At 76.3% G+C, this 21,501-nt stretch carries 19 protein-coding genes and 1 other RNA gene; 8 read left to right on the forward strand and 12 right to left on the reverse strand.

Annotated elements, in window-relative coordinates:
- Nucleotides 1–4: 4 nt before the first annotated feature.
- From BX285_RS13115 to BX285_RS13120, 3 genes are all read right to left on the reverse strand, one after another.
- Nucleotides 5–670, reverse strand: a complete 666-nt coding sequence (locus BX285_RS13115) for a hypothetical protein (protein WP_121175227.1) — start codon at nucleotides 668–670, stop codon at nucleotides 5–7.
- A gap of 20 nt (nucleotides 671–690) precedes the next feature.
- A complete protein-coding gene (locus tag BX285_RS36825) occupies nucleotides 691–1,269 on the reverse strand; it encodes a hypothetical protein (RefSeq protein ID WP_147465155.1) in 579 nt (192 codons plus the stop codon).
- A 157-nt stretch (nucleotides 1,270–1,426) separates the two neighbouring features.
- A complete protein-coding gene (locus BX285_RS13120; RefSeq protein ID WP_097238131.1) occupies nucleotides 1,427–2,080 on the reverse strand; it encodes a class I SAM-dependent methyltransferase in 654 nt (217 codons plus the stop codon).
- A gap of 226 nt (nucleotides 2,081–2,306) precedes the next feature.
- Between BX285_RS13120 and BX285_RS13125 the strand changes: the two genes are divergently transcribed.
- Nucleotides 2,307–3,389 carry an alcohol dehydrogenase catalytic domain-containing protein gene (locus BX285_RS13125; RefSeq protein ID WP_121175228.1) on the forward strand — a complete coding sequence of 361 codons (1,083 nt, stop codon included), beginning with the start codon at nucleotides 2,307–2,309 and terminating at the stop codon, nucleotides 3,387–3,389.
- A gap of 224 nt (nucleotides 3,390–3,613) precedes the next feature.
- Here the strand turns inward: BX285_RS13125 and BX285_RS37285 are convergent, their stop codons facing one another.
- From BX285_RS37285 to lanL, 7 genes are all read right to left on the reverse strand, one after another.
- Nucleotides 3,614–3,784 carry a hypothetical protein gene (locus BX285_RS37285; RefSeq protein WP_179852626.1) on the reverse strand — a complete coding sequence of 57 codons (171 nt, stop codon included), beginning with the start codon at nucleotides 3,782–3,784 and terminating at the stop codon, nucleotides 3,614–3,616.
- A 184-nt stretch (nucleotides 3,785–3,968) separates the two neighbouring features.
- On the reverse strand, nucleotides 3,969–5,798 hold the full coding sequence (locus BX285_RS13130) for an ABC transporter ATP-binding protein (protein WP_121175229.1): 1,830 nt from the start codon (nucleotides 5,796–5,798) through the stop codon (nucleotides 3,969–3,971).
- Nucleotides 5,799–5,907: 109 nt separating this feature from the next.
- Nucleotides 5,908–7,140, reverse strand: a complete 1,233-nt coding sequence (locus tag BX285_RS13135; protein WP_183107065.1) for an ABC transporter ATP-binding protein — start codon at nucleotides 7,138–7,140, stop codon at nucleotides 5,908–5,910.
- Complete coding sequence (locus BX285_RS37290; RefSeq protein ID WP_183107066.1) at nucleotides 7,080–7,562, reverse strand: hypothetical protein; 483 nt, start codon at nucleotides 7,560–7,562, stop codon at nucleotides 7,080–7,082. The genes BX285_RS13135 and BX285_RS37290 overlap by 61 nt, the downstream gene beginning before the upstream one ends.
- Before the next feature lie 125 nt (nucleotides 7,563–7,687).
- Entirely contained in the window at nucleotides 7,688–7,831 is a 144-nt protein-coding gene (locus tag BX285_RS37295; protein WP_179852891.1) for a VenA family class IV lanthipeptide, read from the reverse strand.
- 141 nt (nucleotides 7,832–7,972) lie between these two features.
- Nucleotides 7,973–9,988 carry an alpha/beta fold hydrolase gene (locus tag BX285_RS13140; protein ID WP_097238134.1) on the reverse strand — a complete coding sequence of 672 codons (2,016 nt, stop codon included), beginning with the start codon at nucleotides 9,986–9,988 and terminating at the stop codon, nucleotides 7,973–7,975.
- Nucleotides 9,985–13,008 (reverse strand): class IV lanthionine synthetase LanL, encoded by a 3,024-nt coding sequence (lanL, locus tag BX285_RS13145; protein ID WP_121175231.1) that lies wholly within the window; start codon nucleotides 13,006–13,008, stop codon nucleotides 9,985–9,987. Before lanL ends, BX285_RS13140 begins: the two co-directional genes overlap by 4 nt.
- 485 nt (nucleotides 13,009–13,493) lie before the next feature.
- Between lanL and BX285_RS13150 the strand changes: the two genes are divergently transcribed.
- From BX285_RS13150 to BX285_RS13160, 3 genes are read left to right on the forward strand one after another with little or no spacing between them, the layout of a single operon-like run.
- Complete coding sequence (locus BX285_RS13150) at nucleotides 13,494–14,330, forward strand: Nif3-like dinuclear metal center hexameric protein (RefSeq protein ID WP_097238136.1); 837 nt, start codon at nucleotides 13,494–13,496, stop codon at nucleotides 14,328–14,330.
- A 23-nt stretch (nucleotides 14,331–14,353) separates the two neighbouring features.
- Nucleotides 14,354–15,097: a zinc ribbon domain-containing protein gene (locus BX285_RS13155; protein WP_179852893.1), complete on the forward strand. Its 744-nt coding sequence runs from the start codon at nucleotides 14,354–14,356 to the stop codon at nucleotides 15,095–15,097.
- A 4-nt stretch (nucleotides 15,098–15,101) separates the two neighbouring features.
- Entirely contained in the window at nucleotides 15,102–16,265 is a 1,164-nt protein-coding gene (locus BX285_RS13160; protein WP_121175232.1) for a bifunctional RNase H/acid phosphatase, read from the forward strand.
- An 18-nt stretch (nucleotides 16,266–16,283) separates the two neighbouring features.
- On the opposite strand, the gene yaaA is transcribed toward BX285_RS13160, so the two are convergent.
- A complete protein-coding gene (yaaA, locus tag BX285_RS13165) occupies nucleotides 16,284–17,069 on the reverse strand; it encodes a peroxide stress protein YaaA (RefSeq protein WP_121175233.1) in 786 nt (261 codons plus the stop codon).
- Nucleotides 17,070–17,079: 10 nt separating this feature from the next.
- Nucleotides 17,080–17,532, reverse strand: a complete 453-nt coding sequence (locus BX285_RS13170) for a DUF3995 domain-containing protein (protein ID WP_183107068.1) — start codon at nucleotides 17,530–17,532, stop codon at nucleotides 17,080–17,082.
- 27 nt (nucleotides 17,533–17,559) lie between these two features.
- Between BX285_RS13170 and BX285_RS13175 the strand changes: the two genes are divergently transcribed.
- The 4 genes from BX285_RS13175 (at nucleotide 17,560) to rnpB (ending at nucleotide 21,470) form a co-directional block, all read left to right on the forward strand.
- The gene (locus BX285_RS13175) at nucleotides 17,560–17,940 is read left to right on the forward strand and encodes a Fic family protein (protein WP_310794203.1); all 381 of its coding nucleotides are present in this window, start codon (nucleotides 17,560–17,562) and stop codon (nucleotides 17,938–17,940) included.
- Between the two features lie 82 nt (nucleotides 17,941–18,022).
- Entirely contained in the window at nucleotides 18,023–19,486 is a 1,464-nt protein-coding gene (locus BX285_RS13180; protein ID WP_097238141.1) for an RNB domain-containing ribonuclease, read from the forward strand.
- A 69-nt stretch (nucleotides 19,487–19,555) separates the two neighbouring features.
- Nucleotides 19,556–21,058, forward strand: a complete 1,503-nt coding sequence (locus BX285_RS13185; protein ID WP_259470515.1) for an MFS transporter — start codon at nucleotides 19,556–19,558, stop codon at nucleotides 21,056–21,058.
- A 13-nt stretch (nucleotides 21,059–21,071) separates the two neighbouring features.
- An RNA gene (gene rnpB / locus BX285_RS13190) (RNase P RNA component class A) lies at nucleotides 21,072–21,470 on the forward strand.
- Nucleotides 21,471–21,501 lie beyond the last annotated feature (31 nt).

Consider the following 21,501-nt stretch of genomic DNA (forward strand, 5'->3'; position numbering starts at 1 on the left):
CTGGTCAGATCCTGTCCTGGGTCCGCGGGGTCAGGCCGTAGCTGTTCGCGATCGGGTTCCACTTGGTCATGAAGTCCGTCTTCGCCTGCGTGGCCTGCGGGTTGAGCTCGTCCGCGTGCTTCTTGTCCTGGGTGGTCGGGGCCTTGCCGGAGCAGCCCTGGGCGGCGACGGCGCGCGCCCAGCTCGCGTACGCCTTGTCGATGTCGGCGGACAACTGCCAGGCCGACTTCAGCGAGTTCACCGCGTCCGTGCCGCCCGGCACGTCCGTCACGCTCAGCTTGGCGAGCTTGGTCAGCAGTGCGGCCCGCTGGGTGGCACCGCTGTCGAACACCTGCGCCGCGCCCTCGATGTCCGCCTTCGACGGGCAGCTGCTCACCTTCGCGACGGCGTTGCCGATCGGGGCCTTGGCGCTCTCGCCCTCGCTGAGCAGGCCGTCCAGCGCCTGCGCCTGGGCCTGCGCGTTGGGCCCGGCGCCGGTCGCGGTCGGGGACGGCGCCGCGGTGGGCGAGGCCGGGGCACCCGAGGCGGCGTCCGTACCGGTGGGGGCAGTGGCGGGCGGCGGATTGCCGGCGCCGGTGGCGGGCGCGGTCGTGGGGGCGGGTGCGGCCTGGGCGCCCTTGTCGCCGTCGCCCCGGGCGGCGAACAGCAGGCCGCCGCCGATCGCCAGCACCAGCAGCAGGGCGAAGCCGATCAGCAGCGGCGTCCGGCGGTTGGCCGGGCGGTCGTCGTCCTCGTCGTCCTGGTAGGCGGACGGGTAGTCGGCGGGGTAGCCGGTCGGGTAGCCGGGCTGGGCGCCGTACGGGGGCTGCGGCGGGGCGGCGGGGGGCTGGAGGGGGTAGCCGTGGTCCTGCTGCTCCGGGGCTCGGTACGGGGGGCCGGGGGCTGGGCGGGTTGGTACGAGGGGGCCTGCTGCGCGGTCGCGTGGGCGGGGAACGGCGAGGCCGCGGGAGGGCCGGTCGGGGGCTGCGGGGCGGCGGCGCGGGGGAACGGGGCGGTCGGCGGGTCGTAGCCGGGCGCGGTGGCCAGGTACGGGCGGGCGCCCAGCGGCGGGCCCTGGTCGCCGACGGCGCCGGGCCCGGGCGGCGGGGCGACCGGGCCGGGGCGGGGATCGGCGGGGGCCTGCGGGGTGACGGGTGGCTGCGGCGCCGCGGCCGCCTCCGGGGCGGGACCGGCGCCGGCCGGGTGCTGCGGGCCGCGCACCCAGCCGCCGGCGCCGCCGCGCGCCGTGGGATCCCAGACCGCCGGAGCGGTGTTCTGCTGGTCGGTCATGTCGCTGCTGGCCCCCACCGTCCGCCGATGCTCTGCCTGGTGCTGCGCGGCCACCGTACCGTTCGACCCCCCGCCCTGGCACGACGTCGGGACATCGGTGCGGGGCCCGTGGGGTGGCTCGGCGGATTCGTCCGAGGTCAGGTCCGGACGCCGGGTGTCAGCGGGCGGGGCGGCGCAGGACGCGCAGCGAGCCGGTCACCGAGACCTCCTCGAAGCCCTCGGCCAGCGCCCGCAGGTACACCCGGTACGGGGCCTGGCCGCCGTCCGCCGGGTCCGGGAAGACGTCGTGCACCACCAGCAGGCCCTCCGGCGCCAGGTGCGGGACCCAGCCCTCGTAGTCGCCGGTCGCGTGCTCGTCGGTGTGCCCGCCGTCGATGAACACCAGCCCCAGCGGGCGCCCCCACAGCGCGGCGATCCGCGGCGAGCGGCCGACCAGCGCCACCACGTGCTCCTCCAGCCCGGCGGCGTGCAGCGCGCGGCGGAAGCGCGGCAGGGTGTCCATCAGGCCGACCTCCGGGTCGACCAGGGTCGGGTCGTGGTACTCCCAGCCGGGCTGCTGCTCCTCCGAGCCGCGGTGGTGGTCCACGGTCAGCGCGACCGTGCCGGCCTCCCGGGCCGCCGCGGCCAGCAGGATCGCCGAGCGGCCGCAGTAGGTGCCGATCTCCAGCACCGGCAGGCCGGTGTCGCGGGCCGCCGCGACCGCCGCCGCGTACAGCGCCAGCCCCTCGTCCACCGGCATGAACCCGGTGGCCGCCTCGAACGCCGCCAGCACCTCGGGCGCCGGGTGGGCGCTCTGCAGCAGGTCGGACATGCGGTGCTCCTCGGGGTGGGACGTGGACGGACGTGGCTCGGACCCTACTCGACGGTAGCGGCGGGGGCATCGGCGGGGACCGCCCGGTCGGGGCCCGGGGAATGTCCACAGTTCTGCCGCGCGGTTCTTGTGGAACGCGTTCTACTCCGGCCGTGCCGGGAATGCCAGAATCGGCCGTCCGAGGATCCATCCACCGCGTCACCCGATGCACCCAGGGAGCAGCCAGATGCGCGCAGCCGTCCTGCACAAGACCGGACAGGACACCCTCGACGTCCGGGAGGACGTGACCGCGGTCGGCTTCGGGAAGGGCACCGTCCGGGTCCGGATGCGGGCCGCCAGCCTGTGCCACTCCGACCTCTCCGCGATGAGCGGCGTCCTCCCGCAGCCGGCGCCGTTCGTGCCCGGGCACGAGGGCGCCGGGGACGTGCTGGAGGTCGGCGAGGACGTGACCGGCCTCGCCGTCGGCGACCGCGTGGTGCTCTGCTGGATGGCCCCGTGCGGCCTCTGCGACCACTGCCGGCGGGACCGCGGGCACCTGTGCATCGCCAGCCTGCGCCGGCTCGGTGCCCCGGGCTTCCGGATCGAGGAGGGCGGTCTGACCGCCTCCGGCTTCTACGGCACCGGCGCCTTCGCCGAGGAGGTCGTGGTCTCCGCCGACGCCGTCATCAAGGTGCCCGCCGACCTGCCGTACGAGGCCGCCGCGCTGATCGGCTGCGGGGTGACCACCGGGGTGGGCGCCGCGGTGAACACCGCCAGGGTCGAGCCGGGGGCCTCCGTCGCGGTGATCGGCGCGGGCGGCGTCGGCGTGGCCACCGTCCAGGGCGCCCGGGTCTGCGGCGCCGGCCGGATCACCGTCGTCGACCCGGTCGCCTCGCGCCGCGAGCGCGCCCTCACCTTCGGCGCCACCGAGGCCATCGCCCCCGAGGAGCTGAAGGCCGTCGCCAAGAAGGTGCCCGGCGGCGGCTTCGACTACGTCTTCGAGGCGGTCGGCCGCGCGGCCACCGTCCGGGCCGGCTACGATGCGGCCCGGCGCGGCGGCGCGGTGGTCGTCATCGGCGCGGGCGCCCAGGACGACCTCGCGCAGTTCACCATGGGCGAGCTGTTCTTCAACGAGAAGCGCCTGCTGCCCTCGCTCTACGGCGGGGCGACGGTGGGGCGCACCATTGCCCTGGTGGTGGACCTCTGGCGGGCCGGGCGGATCGACCTCGACGGCATGGTCACCCACCGGGTGGGGCTGGCGGACGTCAACGAGGCGATCGCGCAGATGCGCAGCGGCGAGGCGCTGCGGACCGTGGTGACGATGGACTGACGGCGGGCCGAGGGCTCTCGGGTTGCTCCTGATGCGCCGTCGAGTGTGCTGCCGAGTGTGCTGACGAGTGCGCCGACGAATGCGCCGACGAATGCGCCGACGAATGCGCCGACGAGCGAGGGCCCGCCGGGGAGCGCTGCTCCCCTCGGCGGGCCCTCTGCGTGCTGCTGCTGCCGGTCGCGAGCCGCGGGTGGCCTCGCGTGCCGGGGGTTCGCGGGTGCGGGTCAGCCCTGCGACCCGGCCGCGCGGTGGCGGCCGTGCGCGTCGGACTTCGAGCTGTCGTCGGCGGCGGACCGGCCGCGGTGACGGCCGTGCGCGCTGTCATCGGCCGTCTTCTCGTCGGCGTCGGTCCCGTTGACCGCGGGTCCGGTGATGTCGGTGAGGGTGTCGGACATGAGAAATCGTCTTCCGTGCGGAGGGTGCTGGTCATCGGCGCCCGCCCGGCGCCGGAGGCACACGGCCGGGTCCCCGATCGAGCGCTCGGTACGCGCTTCGAGGGTCCGTCTTCGGGCCTGGCCGGTGATCGCGGCCCGTGCCCCGGCCACCATAACGGCCGCGGCGGACGAGATCCTATCGAGATCACGACGCGAGCCCGGCGCCGGTCCGGGGCGCGGAACCGAGCCAGTGGCCGACCAGCTCGCGGTAGAGCGGGGACAGCACCTGCAGATCGCCGTGCCGGGCCAGCAGCCCGTGCCCGCCGTCCAGCAGCAGCACCCGGTCCGCCCGCAGCGCGGAACTGATGCGGTGTGCCACGACCACCAGCGTCCCCGGCCGGGCGGCGAAGGCCCGCTCGACCCGCTCCTCGGCGGCCGGGTCCAGGTGGCAGGTCGCCTCGTCCAGCACGACGACCGGGGCGGGGGACAGGTACGTCCGTACCAGCGCCAGCAACTGGCGCTCACCTGCCGAGAGTTCACCCGAATCGCCCAGGGCCGCCGCCAGGACGGCGGTCGGCCCGCCCAACCGCGCCACCAACTCCTCCGCGCCCAGCAGCGCCACCGCCGCGGCGAGCCGGGCGTCGTCGGTGTCCGGGGCGAGCCAGAGCAGGTTGTCCCGTACCGAGCCAGGGAACACGTACGCCTCCTGCGGCACCAGCGCCACCAGCCGGGCCGGCTCCGGCCGTACCCCGCCGACCGTCACCCGCCCCGCCGTCGGCTCCAGCACCCCGGCCAGCAGTGCGGCGAGCGTCGACTTCCCCGCCCCGCTCGGGCCCACCACCGCCACGTGCTCGCCGGGCCGGAGGCTCGCGTCGAGGCCCGCCAGGACGGGTACGGCCCCGCCGCCGTGCCCGAACCGGACGCCCGTCAGCCGCACCTCGGCCGCCGTGTCCCCGGGTGGGGCCGAGCTGCCGGCGCGGGCCGGAACCAGGACGGCGGGAGCGGCCGTGGTGGTGGCCAGGCGGTCGAGGACGACGGCGAGGTCGAGCAGCCAGCCGCCGACCGTGCCGGCCAGGGTCCGGACGGCCGGGTCGAGTTGTTGGACGAGGTAGGTGGCGACGCCGAGCAGTTCGCCCGGGGTCAGGGCGTGCCGGGCGAGCAGCCACGGTGCCGCCGCGAGGACGGCCAGCACGGGCAGCCGTCCGCCGACGGCGACGACGAGGGCCCGCAGGGCGGAGGCCCGGCCGAGTGCCCGGGAGGCGGCGGCGCTCTCCCGGGCAGCCGCGGTCAGCGCCCGGGCCACCTCGTCCCCGGTGCCGGTGGCCTGGACGTCGCGCAGCCCGTGCAGCGCCCGGCCGGCCTCGGCGGCGAGCCGTTCCTCGGCCAGGACGACGGCCCGCCGCCGCGCCACCAGCGGGCGCAGCAGCCGGGCGAAGAGCAGCCCGGCGGCCGACAGCGGCAGCAGCACCAGGGGCAGGACGGCGGGTGCGAGCAGCGTCAGGCCGATCAGGGCGGCGACCAGGGTGACCCCGACCCCACGCAGGGTGCGCAGCAGCGTCGCGGTCAACTGCCGTACGGCTTCGACCTGTTCGGTGAGGCGGGCGAGCTCGGCCGGATCCGCCGACGGGCGGTGCAGCGCACTGCGGACCACCCGTTCGACCAGGGCGTCCCGCAGCGGCTCCACCACCCCGGCGAGGTGCGGGAACCCGGCGCGCGTCGCGTACGCCCGGACGGTCATGGCCGCGCCGAACCCGCCCAGCCAGGCCACCCCGACGCCGGGTCGGCCGAGGAGGAAGCCCTGGTCGACGGCGGCCGAGACGAACAGCCCGGACACCAGCGGCGGCAGCGCCTCCACCCCGGACCAGGCGAGCAGCCGCAGCAGCGGGCCCCGGGTGGCCGTCAACTGTCGCTGCAGCAGCTGCCATCCGGGCGCGGAGCCGAGCGCGGAGCCGAGCGCGGGACGTCGGCCCGGTCGACGTCCCGCGCGGAGTGATCGGGCGGGGTGGTCGGTGCGCAGGGGCGGTGTGGGGTGCATGGGAGGTCGGATCCGCGGGCTTTCTGTGAGGGGCGGGCGCGGGAGTCTGCGCAGGAAGTCGGCCCGGCCGACTTCCCGTGCGGGCCGTCGGCCGTCTGTCAGCGGGCCGTCAGCGGGCCGCCGCCTGGAGGGCGCTGTCCGCGAGGGTGGCGCGGTAGTCGGGATCGGCGAGGAGCACGGCATGCGGGGCCAGGGCACGCAGCCGGCCGGCGTCGAGCCAGGCGACCAGGTCGGCGCGCGCGGCGACGGCGGCGCGGTGGGCGACCACCAGGCGGGTACGGCCGTGGGTGGCCTGGTCGAGGGCCTGGCTGACCTGGTACTCGGTGGCCAGGTCCAGGCCCGAGGTGGCGTCGTCCAGGACGACCACCCGGGTGCGCCGCGCCAGCAGCCGGGCGAGCCCGAGGCGCTGCAACTCGCCGCCGGAGAGGCGGAGTTCGTCGAGCGGGGTGTCCCAGCCGTGCGGCAGCCGGCGCAGCAGCCCGTCGGTGCGGGCGGCCGCCGCCTCGGCCGGTCCCGCGCCCGCCAGGGCGTCGCGGACGGTACGGCCGACCAGCTCGGGCCGGGCGAAGGCGTAGCCGACCGCCTGCCGCAGCTCGGACGGCGCCAGCACGCCCACCGGGACGCCGTCGATCAGCACGGTCCCTTCGTCGGCGTCGCGCAGCCGCCCGGGCAGCGCGGCCAACAGCGACTTGCCGGAGCCGGACCGCCCGACCAGGGCGAGCGTCCGGCCGCCGGGGACGGTGAGGTCGAGCGGGCCGAGCAGTACCCGGTCGCCGTCGCGCACCACCACGCCGCGCAGCTCGACCTCCCCACTGCCGGCCCCCGGCAGCGCCTGCGTACCGCAGGGCGCCGGCGCCAGCGCCAGCAGCTCGTCCACCCGGGCCTGCCCGGTCCGCGCGTGCGCCACCCCGACCAGCGCCTCGAGCTGCTCGAACAGCCCCGCGCCCAGCGCCGCCCAGCCGGCCGCCGCCGCGAGCGCGCCGGGGGCGAGGGCGCCGCCCGCGAGCAGGAAGCCGGCGGTGGTGAGCACCGCCACCTCGACCAGGGCGATCAGCAGGGTCGCCTGCCAGGCGGTGCGCCGCTGCGCCGCCCAGAGCGCGCGGCCGGCCGCCGAGAGCTCCGGCAGCGGCGCCAACACCCTTGCAGCCTCGCGCTGTTCGGCATCCGCCGCGTGGATGCTGCGCAGCCCGGTGAGGGCGCCGCTCAGCCGGGCGGCGAGTGCGGCCTGGACCTCCTGGTAGCAGGCGAACACCGGCCCGGCCTGCCGCAGGAAGAGCCGGATCAGCACCACACCGGGCACCACGCCCGCGAAGAAGGCGAGCGCCAGCCACGGCGAGAGCACCCCGAGCCCGACGATCGCGCCGACCGAGGTGAGCAGCGCGGTGGCGGCGCCCAGGACGGCGGGCAGCCGCCCGCCCGCGTCGCCGGCCGAGCCCAGCAGCCGGGCGGCGAGGTCGCCGGGAGGGGTCCGCCGCGCAGCCGGCCGCCGGGCCCCAGAGCGAGCAGATGGCGGACGAGGCGTCCGCGCAGGGCGGCGGTGGCCTCGGCGGAGCAGGCCGGTCCGGCCGCGGCGGCGGTGGCATGGGCGGCGGCCGCCGCGCCCAGGAGGAGGGCGAGCAGCAGGAGCGCGCCGGGCCCGGACCGCCGGCTGAGGGCGGCGTCGACGGCCCCGGCGAGCACGGCGGGCAGCGCGAGGGCGGTGGCGGCCTCGACCGGCAGGGCGATGCCGAGCGCGAGGGTCCAGCCGGTGGGGCGGCAGGGCAACGGCGGGCTCCCGTCGAAGAGTCGGAGAAAAAGGAGGGAAGACGGGTGCCGCCCCCGCCTGTCCGGACAGGCAGGGACGGCACCCGGTGGCTACCGCCCGATCAGCGGTCGGCCGAGCCGGTGGCTCAGCTGACGGTGAAGAGCAGGCAGGTCAGGATGAGACAGGTGTACTGGCAGCCGTTGCCGTGGCCGGTCAGCTCGACGGACTCGGTCTCCGGCAGGTTCTGCAGCGCCGCGAGGTCGGTCTCGAAGTCCACCATGTTCTCCATGAGTGTTTCCTCCCCTTGAAGGTGCCGCCCGCAGCGATCTGCGTGCGGGCATCGGGTGTTGCCCCCCGGGCGGCCTCCATCCACCGCGCCGGGGGTGTGCCCGGGCCTCGACGGGCCCGGGAGTCTGGGGTGCGGGCGGGCTCAGCCCGGCCGGCCGGTCCGCAGGAAGGCGGCCAGCAGTTCGTGCAGCACGGCGCCGCCCTCCTCGGCGAGCACCTCGTGCCCGGAGCCGGCCGCCTCGACGTACCGGAAGTCGGCGCCCTCGACCCGCCCGATCCGCAGCAACTCGTGCCGCAGGGAGCGGGATTGGCTCACCGGAACGACCTCGTCCCGGTTGCCGTGCACCATCAGCAGCGGCGCGGTCAGCCGGTGCGCCAGCTGCAGGACGTCGCGCGGTCCGCGGGCGTCGGTGATCGGCTCGCCGGCGCCCAGCCGGGTGGTCAACGCCCGTACGGGGGGCGCCGCTTCGGCCAGCAGGCGGGCGCCGGACAGGAACGGTGCGACGACGGCGCAGCGGGCGACCTGCCCGGCCGGCGCGTGCGCGGCCGCCAGCAGTGCCAGGAACGCGCCGTAGCTGACCCCGAACAGTGCGGGCGGCTCCAGGCCGAGCGCCGCGCGCTGGCCCGCGATGCCGTCCAGCAGGTACAGCACGTCGTCGAGGTCGGGCCCGCCCCAGGCGCCCCGGATGGCCATCGCGTGCGGCACCCCGTAGCCCGTCGAGCCGCGCTGGTTGGGGGCGACCACGGCCAGGCCCTCGGCGGCCATCCGCTGCAGCGCCGGGTCGAACTCCAGCCGCCAGGCGTCCGCCGGGCCGCCGTGCAGCGCCAGCACCAGGTGCGGGCTGCTCAGCCAGGCGTCCCCGCCGTACACCACGGCCTCCAACGGGCCTGCCGGGCCCGCCAGTTCGAGGCTCTGTGCGGGGAACCAGCGGCCGCCGTCCCCGGGCGGGGTGCTGCCGTCCAGCCGCCAACCGGCGGGCGGGGTCCGTACGGTGCGCACCCCGCCGGGCTGCCAGGGCAGCACGGTGTCCCGCCAGGGCCCGGGCAACCCGGAGCCCAGCGGCGCGAGTTGGAGCGGCAGCGGCATCGGGACGGTACCGGCGGGCAGCGGGCCGTGGGCCAGCAGGGCGTCCACGTCCAGGGTGGCCAGCGCCGCCGGGTGGTCGGGCGAGGAGTACGGCATCCGCAGCCCCGCCCCGTCCCAGTGGCCGACCGCGCCGAGCCGCCCGGGCGGCACCGGCAGCGGGTCCAACCGTCCGGCGGACGGCTGCCACTGGGCGAGCGCCGAGCCGGCGCCGTGGTCGATCTGCACCGCGACCCGGGGACCGTCCGCCCCCGCCCCGCGCCGCAGCGCGACCGGCCGCAGGACCATGCCCGCGACGTGCAGGCACTCCGGGAACCGCAGCGGCTCGCCGCCGCCGAGGACGCCCCAGCCGAGCCGGTCGGTGCCGGGCGCGTCGCTGCGCACCATCGCGAACCGGCTGTCCGGGTCGAACAGCACCAGGCGGTCGTTGCTGCGCTCGCCGATCTCCAGCAGCGGGGTGGCGGCACCGGTGCGCAGGTCCAGCACCACGCTGCGCACCAGGCCGGCGTGGACCCGGTCCAGTGCGAGCAGCGCGCCCGCGTGGTCCAGCCAGACGCCGCCGCCGTGCAACCCCGGGAGTTCGGCGACCTGTTCGGGGGCGCTGCCGTCGGTGCGCACCAGCCAGGCGGTGGTCGCCGGGCGGGTGTCGGTGCCGAGGGCGAGCGCCACCGGCGTCCGCGGGCCGGCGCCCGCCGGGACCGGGAGCGGCACCAGGCGCAGCCCGGCCATCCGGAGCGAGGCCAGGGGCTCCTCTGCGGCACCGTACGAACCGCCCTCGCCGTGTTCGCCGCAGGAGAGGCGGACCAGGTCGTGCCGTTCGCCGTCGTGCCGGCAGACCAGCACCGAACCGTCCGGCAGCGCGACCAGTTGCGAGCGCAGGCTCTCCGAACGGTTGCCGGACAGCGGCAGCGCGAGCGGCACGGCCGGGGTGCCGTCCGGTGGCAGGCGCCAACTCTCCGCGTACCAGCCGCTGTCGGCGGAGGAGGCGAGGCAGGCGGCATGGCTGCCGTCGGGGGCGAAGGTGAAGCTCAGTCGGCGCAGGGCCTGGGTCATGGTCCGGGTGGCCACGTTCATGCTCCACTCACCCCGCCGCTGCCGGAGGGGAGTCGGCGTACGGTGGGCGGCACCGGGTCCAGCCAGAGCCGGGGGCCGCCGTCACGCAGCCGTAGCAGGAAGGCCAACGGGCCTGCCGTGCCGGTGCCGTAGGCGGGGGCGCAGCCCGTACCGGTCTCGTCGGGGAGCACCAGGAGGCCGTCGCGCCGGGCCGTCCGGGTGGCGATGAGGGCGGCCGACTGCTCGGCGGCGCAGCGGAATTCGGGCTCTCCGGTGGCCTCGGCGAGGTCCAGCAGGTACTCGCCGTCGCCGGCCAGTCCGTGGCAGGCGCTCACCCCGCCGTGCCAGCGGGCGGCGGACACGGCACGTCCGGCGGCGCGGGCCAGGTCGAGGGTGTCGGCGTCGCCGGTGGCCCGCCAGAGCCGCAGCAGGAAGCTGCCCGCGCCGGCGGAGCCGCTGCACCAGTGGGAGAGCCGGATGTGGGCCGGGTCGTTCGCGCTCTGCGGCCACCGGGCGCGCTCGCGACCGTCGTCCCAGCGGACGGTCGCGGCGAGGGTGTGCCCGGCCGCGACGGCGCCGGCCAGCAGGGCCTGGTCGCCGGTGGCCTCGGCGGCGGCCAGCAGGAAGGCGCCCACACCGGCCACGCCGTGGGCGAAGCCGAGGTGGGTGATCCCGGCGAGCGCGGAGTCGAAGTCCAGGGGCACCGGCCAGACCGTTCCGTACGGTTCGTGGCGGGCGGCGGCGAGCAGGGCGCGGGCGGCGTGGGCGGCGCGGTCCAGGAAGTCCTGGCTCCCGGCCGCGGCACCGGTGAAACCCCCGGCGGTGAAGCCTCCGGTGGTGAAGTCATCTGCGGTGAAGTCCCCTGCGGTGAAGTCCACGGCGGTGAAGTCATGTGCGGCAAAACGGAGTTGGGTGAATCCGGCGCCGGCCGCGCCGTGGCAGACGTCGGGGTTGGGCCACTCGACGGCGATCCGACGGGCGAGTGCGGCGGCCCGAACGGCCAGCTCGGGGTCGTCCAAGGCCCGGGCGGCGTCCAGGAGCGCCCAGGCGGTGCCGGACCGTCCGAAGTGCAGGCCGGGCAGCACCACCGGCTCGACGGCGATGCGCCGCTCGATCCAGTCTGCGGCCGTCCGCGCCGTCCGCACGGCCTCCTCCCGTATCCCGTCCGGCAGCCGCCCGCCCGCAACGGCCCGGGCCAGCACGGCCAGCACCCCGGCGGCGCCGTGCTGCACATTGCACGGATCGGTGCGTTCCCCGGCGGGCACCACGGGCCAGAGCCGGTCCCGCCGCTCCGGGGTGGCGGTGGCGGCGAGGTGGCGCAGGCCGTCGTGCAGCAGCCGGTCGAGCGGCGGGGCGTCCTCGTCGCCGGCGCGAGCGGTGCCGCTGTCCGTGCCCCGCCGGGCGGGCGCGTGCCACAGCGGTGTGACGACGGCGGCACCCCGCCCCGGTGCCACACCGGCCCTGTCCGGCTCGCCCGCGCCCAGCGCCTCCCGGACCCGCCCGATCCCCCACCGCTGCTCCGGCTCCTCGGCCCGCAGCCCGAGGACCGCCGGCGCCAGCCGCCGCGCCGTCGCCCCCGTCCGCGCCGCGAGGGCGAGCCAGCGGCCGAGGCGTTCGGCGACCGGCCGGGCCTGCGGGAGGTCGTCCGGCAGGAGCGGGTCGTGCCCGGTGGCCAGGAGGAAGAGCAGGCCGCCGAGGGCGTACAGGTCGACGGCCGGGTCGGCGACGCAGCTGCCCGTGCCGGCGAGCCGACCGGGCCCGTGTTCGGGCGCGCGGTAGCCGGGGGTGCCGGCCGATCCGGCGGCGCGGCCGGTCTCGGCGGCGAGTTCGAGGTCGACCAGCCGCAGGGTGCCGTCGGGGCGGACCATGACGTTGCCGGGGGAGAGGTCGCGCAGTACCAGCCCCTGGGCGTGCACTCGCTCGACCAGGTCGAGCAGGGCGTGCGCGAGCGGTCCGGCTTCGGCCCAGTCGACGTCGGGGCTGCCGTCGCGCCGCAGCCGGGCGGCGACCCAGCTGCCCAGCGGCTGTCCGGCGATTCGTTCCTGCACCAGGAAGACGGAGTCGTCCTGCTCGATCAGGTCGACGGCGCGCGGCGCCAGGTCCTGCCCGGCCAGGCGGTCGAGCAGCGCGGCCTCGTGCCGCAGCGCGTCGCGGGCGTCGGTGCCCGCGCGGTCGACCTCGATGTGTGCGCGCGCCTGCTTGACCACGACCTCGGCGCCGCTGGACGTCTCCCGCCCGAGGAACACCCCGCCCTTGGCGCCGTGCCGCACGGCGGCGGTGACCGCGTACCGCCCGGCCAGCAGCACCCCGCTGCTGCCCTTGCGCCCGCCGCCGGCCTTGCGGCCACCGCCCCCGGCGGTCTCCGCGCGCAGCGGATCCCGCACCCACGCCGGCGCCCGGTACGACCCGCCGCGGACGTCCTCCGCCCGCTCCCCGCCCGGCCCGCGCAGCACCGACCGGTACTCCCCGTCGTTGCCCAGCTCCGCCGGCAGCGCGAACGCGCCGTACCGGTAGTGCACCCGGCTCCCGGGCCGGTACGGCCGGTCGGAGAGCACCACCGGCCCCGGCAGCCCGGCGGTGGCCCGGTCGAGCCCGGCCGCCAGCCGCTGGAACTGCGCGTCGTCCGCCGGGTAGACGGTGATGAACTTGCCCGCCGAACCACGGTCGCTGTTCCGGGAGTTGAGCTCCCGCAGCCGTTCCGGCCCGGCGGCGAACTTGAAGCTGCACGGATCCTCGGCGAGCTCCCGGACGACCACCGCGAGCACCTGCTCGCCGACCACCGAGGCCGCGCTCACGTGCAGCTTCCACCCCTGCTCCGGCAGTTCCACCGAAGGCCGGGACGAGGACGCGGACGGCCTGGCCGTGCACCAGAAGCCACCGACGGTGACCTCCCAGCCACCGTCGCCTCCCCGGCCCCCGGTACCGGCCAGCGCCGCCCGCGTCGTCTCCGGCCACGAACCGGCCGCACCCGGCCCGCGCCCCACCGATCCCCTGTCCCCGGCCGTACGCGGTGATGTGCCCGCCCTCATTCGCCGCCACATCCCTTCGTCTCGGCCGCCGCCACCCGCGGGTGCCGCACTGCTCCGGCACCCGGGGCGTACGGCCCGGCCTGATCGGTGTCCTTGTGCGACCCCGGCTCGGGGCTCGCGCTCCCGGCTCGGGGCTCGCGCTCCCGGATCGGGGCTACTGACGGGGCAACTCCCGTTCGCAGAGCTGAAGTTAGTTTCGAGAAAACCGACGCCTCAACGCAGAGCCGGTCACTTCACTCGTAAGGGTGATCAGGATGCGGTTTCGCATCCGGACGGGGGCTGCGGTGTGAGCAGAGCGCGCCGGGCGTGCGGGGGCGCACGGCCCGCGCGGGCCCGGGCGGGCGCTCCTCGCCGACCCCGCGCCGCAGGTTGACGCGCATCCGTACGCCGACGGCACCCCCGTCCGAACCCGCGCCCGCAGCCGCCGGAGCCGCCGGAACGCCGGGCCCCGAACGGCCGAGGCCCGACCGCCCCCGCGCGCACGGTAGTCTCGACAGGTGCCGAAACTGTCCGACGTCATCACCGCGCTCGAAGAGGTCTACCCCCCGCAGTGGGCGGAGTCCTGGGACGCCGTCGGCCTGGTCTGCGGAGACCCTCAGGCCGAGGTCAACCGCGTGCTCTTCGCCGTCGACCCCGTCCAGGCGGTCGTCGACGAGGCCGTGGAGTGGGGCGCCGACCTGGTCGTCACCCACCACCCCCTCTACCTGCGCGGCACCACCAGCGTCGCCGCCACCACCTTCAAGGGGCGGGTGGTGCACTCGCTGATCACCAACGGCATCGCCCTGCACGTCGCCCACACCAACGCCGACCACGCCGACCCCGGCGTCTCGGACGCGCTCGCCGAGGCCGTCGGCCTGCGGGTGACCGGTCCGCTGGTGCCGGACCCGACCGACCCGCTGGGCCGCCGCGGCGCCGGCCGGATCGGCCTGCTGGAGCCCCCGCTGACCCTGTCCGCGTTCGCCGCGCAGGTCGCGAAGGGCCTGCCCGCCACCGCCGCCGGCGTCCGCGTCGCGGGCGACCCGACCCGGCTGGTCAGCCGGGTCGCGGTGTGCGGCGGCTCAGGCGACAGCCTCTTCGCCGAGGTCCGGGCGGCCGGCGTGGACGCCTACGTGACCGCCGACCTGCGCCACCACCCGGCCTCAGAGGCCGCCGAGGCGGCGCCCGTCGCGCTGATCGACGCCGCCCACTGGGCCACCGAGTGGCCCTGGCTCACCCTGGCCGAGCGGGCCCTGCAGTCCGCCGCGGACAAGCGCGGCTGGGCCGTGGAGACCAAGGTCTCCCACCGGGTCACCGACCCGTGGACCGCGCACGCCCCCATGTCCTTCACCGCCTGACCCGATTCACAGGAGCTCTCCGCTTGAACGCCGCGCCCGCCGACCAGATCCGCCTGCTCGACCTCCAGGCCATCGACTCGAAGCTCGACCAGCTGGCCCACCGGCGCCGGAGCCTGCCCGAGCACGCCGAGATCGACAAGGCCACCGCCGACCACACCGCGCTCAAGGACCTCGTCGTCGCCGCCGAGGCCCAGAAGGGCGACACCGCCCGCGAGCTGACCAAGGCCGAGCAGGACGTCGAGCAGGTCCGCGCCCGCGCCGCCCGCAACCAGCAGCGCCTGGACTCCGGCGCGATCACCTCGCCGAGGGACCTGGAGAACCTCCAGCACGAGATCGGCTCGCTCGCCAAGCGCCAGGGCGACCTGGAGGAGGTCGTGCTGGAGATCATGGAGCGCCAGGAGAGCGCCAAGAGCCGGGTCGAGGAGCTGTCCGCCCGCCTGGAGCACTCCACCGTCGTCCTCACCGAGGCCGAGGGCCGCCGCGACGCCGCCTTCGCCGAGATCGACGCCGAGGCCGACAAGGTCAAGCGCGACCGCGAGACCATCGCCGCCGTCATCCCGGCCGACCTGCTGAAGGTCTACACCAAGCTGCGCGAGACCCAGGGCGGCGTCGGCGCGGCCCGCCTCTACCAGCGCCGCTGCGAGGGCTGCCGCACCGAGTTCTCGATCACCGAGCTGAACGCCATCAAGGCCGAGCCGGCCGACAAGGTCGTCCGCTGCGAGAACTGCTCGCGGATCCTGGTCCGCACCGCCGACTCGGGCGTCTGATCCGGTGGCGGCGCGCTTCATCGTCGAGGCGGACGGCGGGTCCCGGGGCAACCCGGGGCCGGCCGGCTACGGCGCGGTGGTCCGCGACGGGGACACCGGGCAGATCGTCGCCGAAGCCGCCGAGTTCATCGGCCACGCCACCAACAACGTGGCCGAGTACAAGGGCCTGATCGCCGGCCTCAAAGCGGCCCGGGAGCTCGACCCGGACGCCTCGGTGGACGTCCGGATGGACTCCAAGCTGGTCGTCGAGCAGATGTCCGGGCGCTGGAAGATCAAGCACCCCGACATGCAGCCGCTCGCCGCCGAGGCCCGCACCGTCCTCCCGCGCGGCCGGGTCACGTACACCTGGATCCCGCGCGAGCGGAACAAGGACGCGGACCGGCTGGCCAACGAGGCGATGGACGCCGGCAAGGCCGGCCGCCAGTGGGAGCCCCGGAAGCCCGCCGCTGCCACCGCCGCCGCCTCCGCCGCTGACGCCGTCGCGGACGAGCCGCCGCTGGAGACCGCCGCCCCCAAGGCCGGCTGGGCCGCCCCGGCCGACCTCGGCACCCCGACCACCTTCGTCCTGCTGCGCCACGGCGAGACCCCGCTCACCCCGGAGAAGCGTTTCTCCGGCAGCGGCGGCAGCGACCCGGAGCTCTCCGACAAGGGCCGCTGGCAGGCCGAGCGGGCCGCCGAGGCGCTTGCCGCGCGCGGCAGCATCCAGGCCGTCGTCGCCTCCCCGATGCGCCGCACCCGGCAGACCGCCGAGACCGTCGCCGCCAGGCTCGGCCTGGAGGTCCGCTACGAGGACGGGCTGCGCGAGGTCGACTTCGGCGACTGGGAGGGCCTGACCTTCGCCGAGGTGCGGGAGCGCTACCCGGACGACCTGTCGGCCTGGCTCGGCTCCGCCAAGGCCAAGCCGACCGGCAGCGCCGAGAGCTTCACCACCCTCACCCACCGGGCGGGCGTCGCCCGGGACAAGATCATCGCCCGGTACGCGGGGAAGACCGTGCTGGTGGTCTCGCACGTCAGCCCGATCAAGACCTTGGTCCGGCTGGCGATCGGCGCCCCGCCGGACTCGATGTACCGGATGGAGCTGAGCGCCGCCTCGATCTGCGCCGTCCAGTACTACGCGGACGGCAACGCCTCGCTGCGGCTGCTCAACGACACCTCGCACCTGCGCTGACCCGGCCGGGGCAGCCGGTCAGTGCACCTCGGTGACCACCACGTCCAGCTGCCACGGCTTGCGCGCGGTGCCCTCCGCCGCCAGCTCCACCCGGTGGCCCAGCTCCAGCAGCGCGTCCATCAGCTCGCCGGGCGTCTTGGGCTCGGCCCCCGCGACCAGCAGGTCCCGCACCAGCCGCCCCTTCGTCGCCTTGTTGAAGTGGCTGACGACGGTGCGCTTGCCGTTGCGCTCCTGCAGCACCCGGACGGTCGCCGTACGGGAGGCCACCTCGCCGGCCGGCTTCCACGCCGCCGCGTACGCGGAACTGCGCAGGTCCAGCACCAGGCCGTCCGCCACCTCCGGCAGCACGGAGGCCGTCGCCCCGCGCCAGTACGCCCCCAGCGCCCCAAGGCCGGGCAGCTTCACGCCCATCGAGCAGCGGTAGGACGGGATCCGGTCGGAGATCCGCACGGCGCCCCAGAGGCCGGAGAAGACCAGCAGCGAGCGCTCGGCCCGGTCGTACGCGGCAGGGTCCAGGGTGGCCAGCCCGAGGTTGTCGAACAGCACCCCGGTGTACACCTCGCCCGCCGGGCGGGCGCCCGCCGTCCGCAGGCCGGCGTTCTTGGCGATCTCCCCGCGCAGCCCGGGGGAGAGGCCCAGCACCTCGGCGGCGGCGTCCTCGTCGCCCCGGCAGAGCCCGACCAGCGCGTCCAGCACCGCCCCGCGGGCCGCCGTCAGCCCGGGCAGCGACAGCCCGTCCAGCTCCACCGGCCCGCCGTCCCCGGACCCGGCCTTGCCCTCCGAGGGCGGCAACAGCACCAGCACAGCGGACTCCTCAACAATTTGTGGCGGACGAACCCCGCCACCCTACTGCGGCCGCACCCACCCCCAGGGCCACGCACAGGGGCGAGTAGTACCGGACGTTCAGCCGCCGGAACCGGTCCGACCGCTCGGACAACTGCCCGAACAGCACCGGCCCGCCGACCCCGCGCGCCAGCAGCACCCCGGCCACCGCCCGCACCCCGGCCCGCCGCACCCGCTCCGGCCCCACCGCCGGCAGCACCCCGGCCTCCGCCCCGACCAGGTACGCGGCCGTCCCCAACAGCCCCGCCACCGCGACGCACGCCGCCGCCGGCGGCACCCCCTCCCCGGCCCCCACCACGGTGTCCGCGAACTCCTCCGGCGTCCGCAACGGCCACGGCGTCACCGCCCACACCGCGTGCAGCGCTCCCATCGCCGCCAACGCCCCCGCGACCACGTCCCCGGTCGCCCGCACCACACTGCTCATCGCTCGCATCCCCTCACCCGACTCCACGTGCCCCCACCGTACGAGTCCTCACACCCGGCGCCGCGGCCCACCACCCCGGCGCCCGATCCGGTGGGAACCGACCTCGGCGGCCGGCTCTCGGCCATCGCCCGCCCCCGGGCGAGCCTGTTCGGCGGCGACGCCTACCCGGACCTGTGGTCCAAGTCGGCGGCCCTCGGTCAGAGCCTGGCCCGCAACCACCCGCTGATCGACCGCAACAAGCGCACCGCCTTCGAGGCGATGCTGCTGTTCCTGGACTACAACGGCGAGCCGTACGCCGCCCCGCACCCGGACGACGCCGTGGCGTTCATGCTGCGGCTGGCCACCGGTGGGTACGACGACGCGGTCGCACTCGCTGCGAAGGATCTGAGGTCGCTCCTCGGGCGCTGATCCCCGCCCGGGCGCCGGGGCCCACGGCGCGTCCGGCGGGGGCCTCCGTCCGGAATCACCCGATTCGCCCTACGCTGCCTCCATGCCTCGCCGAAAACTGCGCGTCAAGGCCGCCGACTCCGCCCGGATCAACACCGAGCTGACCGAACTCCGCACCCGCCTGGAGATCCACACCGAGTGGCCGGAGGCCGTGCTCGCCGAGGCGGAGGAGGCGGCCGAGCGTCCCCGGCTGCCTGAGCACGACGCCACCGACCTTCCGCTGTTCACCGTCGACCCGCCCGGCTCGCGCGACCTCGACCAGGCCATGCACCTCACCCACCGCGCCGGCGGCGGCTACCGGGTGTACTACGCGATCGCCGACGTCGCCGCCTTCGTCCGCCCCGGCGGGGCGATCGACACCGAGGCCCGCCGCCGCGTCGAGACCCTCTACTTCCCGGACCACCGCGTCCCGCTGCACCCCACCCGGATCTCCGAGGACGCCGCCAGCCTGCTCCCCGGCGAGCCCAGGCCCGCCCTGCTCTGGCAGCTGGACCTGGACGCCGACGGCGCCGTCGTCCTCGCCGACCTGCGCCGCGCCCTGGTCCGCTCCCACCGCCGCCTGGACTACCTCGCCGTCCAGCGCGCGGTCGAGCTGGGCGGCGCCGACGAGCAGCTCGCCCTGCTCGCCACCGTCGGCCGGCTGCGCGAGGAGCAGGAGCGCGCCCGCGGCGGGATCAGCCTGCCGGTGCCCGAGCAGGAGGTCGAGGAGACCCTGCACGGCTACGTCCTCGGCTACCGCGCGCCGAACCCCGCCGACGGCTGGAACGCCCAGATCTCCCTGCTCACCGGCATGGCCGCGGCCGAACTGATGCTGGACGCGGGGGTCGGCCTGCTGCGCACCCTGCCCGCCGCGCCCGCCGGCGCGTACGAGCGGCTGCGCCGGATCGCCGCCGCCCTGGACGTGGAGTGGCCACAGGCGCTCCCGTACCCGGAGCTGATCCGCTCCCTGGACCCGGACGTCCCGCTGAACGCCGCCTTCCTCAACGCCTGCACGGGCCTGCTGCGCGGGGCCGGCTACCACGCCTTCGACGAGTCCCGCGGCCTGCCCGCGCCCGCCGAGCCGGACCACGCGGCCCTGGCCGCCCCGTACGCGCACTGCACCGCCCCGCTGCGCCGGCTCGGCGACCGCTTCGCGCAGGAGGTGTGCGCGGCGGTGGCGGCGGGGGAGGACGTGCCGGACTGGGCACGGGAGGCGCTGCCGGCCGTTCCGGCGCTGATGGCGCGCGGGGACCGCCGCGCGGGGGAGGTCGAGCGCGCCTGCGTGGACCTGGTGGAGGCGGAGCTGCTGGCGGGCCGGGAGGGCGAGGACTTCTCCGCGGTGGTCATCGACGTGGACGAGAAGCGGCCCGCCGCCGGCACCGTGCAGCTGCGCGACCCGGCCGTCCGGGCCCGGTGCGAGGCGAAGGCCGACGGCGAGGCGGGCCGGCTGCCGCTCGGCCGGGTGATCGACGTCCGGCTGACGACGGCCGACCCGGCCACCCGGACCGTCCGCTTCGCGGCCGTGTAGCGGGCGGCGCGCCACCCGTACGGTCCGTCCGGTCTCCCCGGCCGCGGCGCGCGGTGGGAAGATCGGTCCGTGCCCGAAGCCCTGCCCCCCACCGCCGCGCCCGAGCTCGCGCCCGGGCGCCGCCGCCGGCTGCTGGTCCTCGCGATCTGCTGCCTGAGCCTGTTCATCGTCGGCCTCGACAACACCGTGGTGAACATCGCCCTGCCCGCGATCCAGCGGGACCTGGACGCTCCGGCGTCCGGGCTGCAGTGGATCATCGACGCCTACACCCTGGTGCTGGCCTCGCTGTTGATGCTGTTCGGCTCGGTGGCGGACCGGTTCGGCCGCCGCCGGGTGTTCCAGACCGGGCTGGTGTGCTTCGCGCTGGGCTCGCTGCTGTGCAGTCTGGCGCCGAGCCTGGAGTGGCTGGTGGCGTTCCGGGCGCTGCAGGCGGTGGGCGGTTCGATGCTCAACCCGGTGGCGATGTCGATCATCGCCAACACCTTCACCGACCCGAAGGAGCGGGCCCGGGCGATCGGCGTCTGGGGCGGAGTGGTCGGCATCTCGATGGCGCTCGGCCCGCTGCTCGGCGGCTTCCTGGTGGACGGCGCGGGCTGGCCGTCGATCTTCCTGATCAACGTCCCGGTGGCGCTGGCCGCGATCCTGCTGACCGCCCGCTTCGTTCCGGAGTCCCGCGCGCCCCGGCCGCGCCGGCTGGACCCGGTGGGGCAGCTGCTGATGGTCGTGCTGCTCGGCTGCGGCACCGCCGCGATCATCGAGGGCCCGGCCAACGGCTGGACCTCCCCGCTGATCCTCACCCTCGCCGCGACCGCGCTGGCCGCGCTGGCCGCCTTCCCGCTCTGGGAGCGGCGGGTGGCGGAGCCGCTGGTGGACCCGCGGTTCTTCGCCAGTGCGCCGTTCACCGGGGCCACCGTCACCGCGGTCTGCGCCTTCGCCGCGCTCGGCGGCTTCCTCTTCCTCAACACCCTCTACCTGCAGGACGTCCGGCACTACGGCCCGGTCGAGGCCGGGCTGTGGACGCTGCCGATGGCCGGGATGATGCTGGTCTGCGCACCGCTGTCCGGACGGATCGTCGGCAGCCGGGGCCCACGCCTTCCGCTGGTCGCTGCCGGGCTGGGCCTCGCCGCGAGCGGGCTGCTGCTGACCCGTCTCACTGCCGACTCCCCGTCGGGGCTGCTGCTGGTCGCGTACGCGCTGTTCGGCTTCGGCTTCGGCATGGTCAACGCGCCGATCACCAACGCCGCCGTCTCGGGGATGCCGCGCGCCCAGGCGGGCGTGGCAGCCGCGGTCGCCTCGACCAGCCGTCAGGTCGGCCAGTCGCTGGGCGTGGCGGTGATCGGCACGGTCGTCACCTCGGCCGTGGTCGGCCCGCTCGCGGTCGGCTTCGCCCCGGCCAGCCACGCCGGCTGGTGGATCGTGGTCGGCCTCGGCAGCGCGATCCTCGTCCTGGGCCTGGTCGTCACCACCTCCTGGGCGGGCGGGACGGCCGCCCGGGTCGCCGCCCGCCTCGGCGGTGAGCCGGTGGCCGTCCGGTCCGGTGTACGGGAGGCACCGCCCGAGCGGCTACGATGACCACTACGGCGGAAGAGCCGGCCGGGCGGTCGCGACGGGTCACCAGACCCGCCGAGGAACGTCCGGGCTCCACAGAGCAGGGTGGTGGGTAACGCCCACCCGGGGTGACCCGCGGGACAGTGCCACAGAAAACAGACCGCCCACCGCTTTTGGTGGTGGGTAAGGGTGAAACGGTGGTGTAAGAGACCACCAGCGACCGGGGTGACCCGGCCGGCTAGGTAAACCCCACCTGGAGCAAGGTCAAGATCGGTGCCTTCGGGCGCCGTGCGCGAGTGTTCGAGGGCTGCTCGCCCGAGCTCGCGGGTAGACCGCACGAGGCTGTCGGCAACGGCAGCCCTAGATGGATGGCCGTCTCCCCGGGCCGCGCAAGCGACCCGGGTGACAGAACCCGGCGTACAGGCCGACTCTTCCGTCGCCGGTTTGAGAAGAGCCCCCTGATCTGC

This window comes from Streptomyces sp. 1114.5 (assembly GCF_003635085.1).
In the GTDB taxonomy this organism is placed as follows: domain Bacteria; phylum Actinomycetota; class Actinomycetes; order Streptomycetales; family Streptomycetaceae; genus Kitasatospora.

What these genes read in the sequence shown, in the direction of transcription:
- BX285_RS13120 (WP_097238131.1), bottom strand. Translation starts at nt 2,080, where the DNA reads ATGTCCGACCTGCTGCAGAGCGCCCACCCGGCGCCCGAGGTGCTGGCG.
- BX285_RS13180 (WP_097238141.1), top strand. Translation starts at nt 18,023, where the DNA reads ATGCCTCGCCGAAAACTGCGCGTCAAGGCCGCCGACTCCGCCCGGATC.
- lanL (WP_121175231.1), bottom strand. Translation starts at nt 13,008, where the DNA reads ATGTGGCGGCGAATGAGGGCGGGCACATCACCGCGTACGGCCGGGGAC.
- BX285_RS13170 (WP_183107068.1), bottom strand. Translation starts at nt 17,532, where the DNA reads ATGAGCAGTGTGGTGCGGGCGACCGGGGACGTGGTCGCGGGGGCGTTG.
- BX285_RS13130 (WP_121175229.1), bottom strand. Translation starts at nt 5,798, where the DNA reads ATGCACCCCACACCGCCCCTGCGCACCGACCACCCCGCCCGATCACTC.
- BX285_RS13140 (WP_097238134.1), bottom strand. Translation starts at nt 9,988, where the DNA reads ATGAACGTGGCCACCCGGACCATGACCCAGGCCCTGCGCCGACTGAGC.
- BX285_RS36825 (WP_147465155.1), bottom strand. Translation starts at nt 1,269, where the DNA reads ATGACCGACCAGCAGAACACCGCTCCGGCGGTCTGGGATCCCACGGCG.
- BX285_RS13125 (WP_121175228.1), top strand. Translation starts at nt 2,307, where the DNA reads ATGCGCGCAGCCGTCCTGCACAAGACCGGACAGGACACCCTCGACGTC.
- BX285_RS37295 (WP_179852891.1), bottom strand. Translation starts at nt 7,831, where the DNA reads ATGGAGAACATGGTGGACTTCGAGACCGACCTCGCGGCGCTGCAGAAC.
- BX285_RS37285 (WP_179852626.1), bottom strand. Translation starts at nt 3,784, where the DNA reads ATGTCCGACACCCTCACCGACATCACCGGACCCGCGGTCAACGGGACC.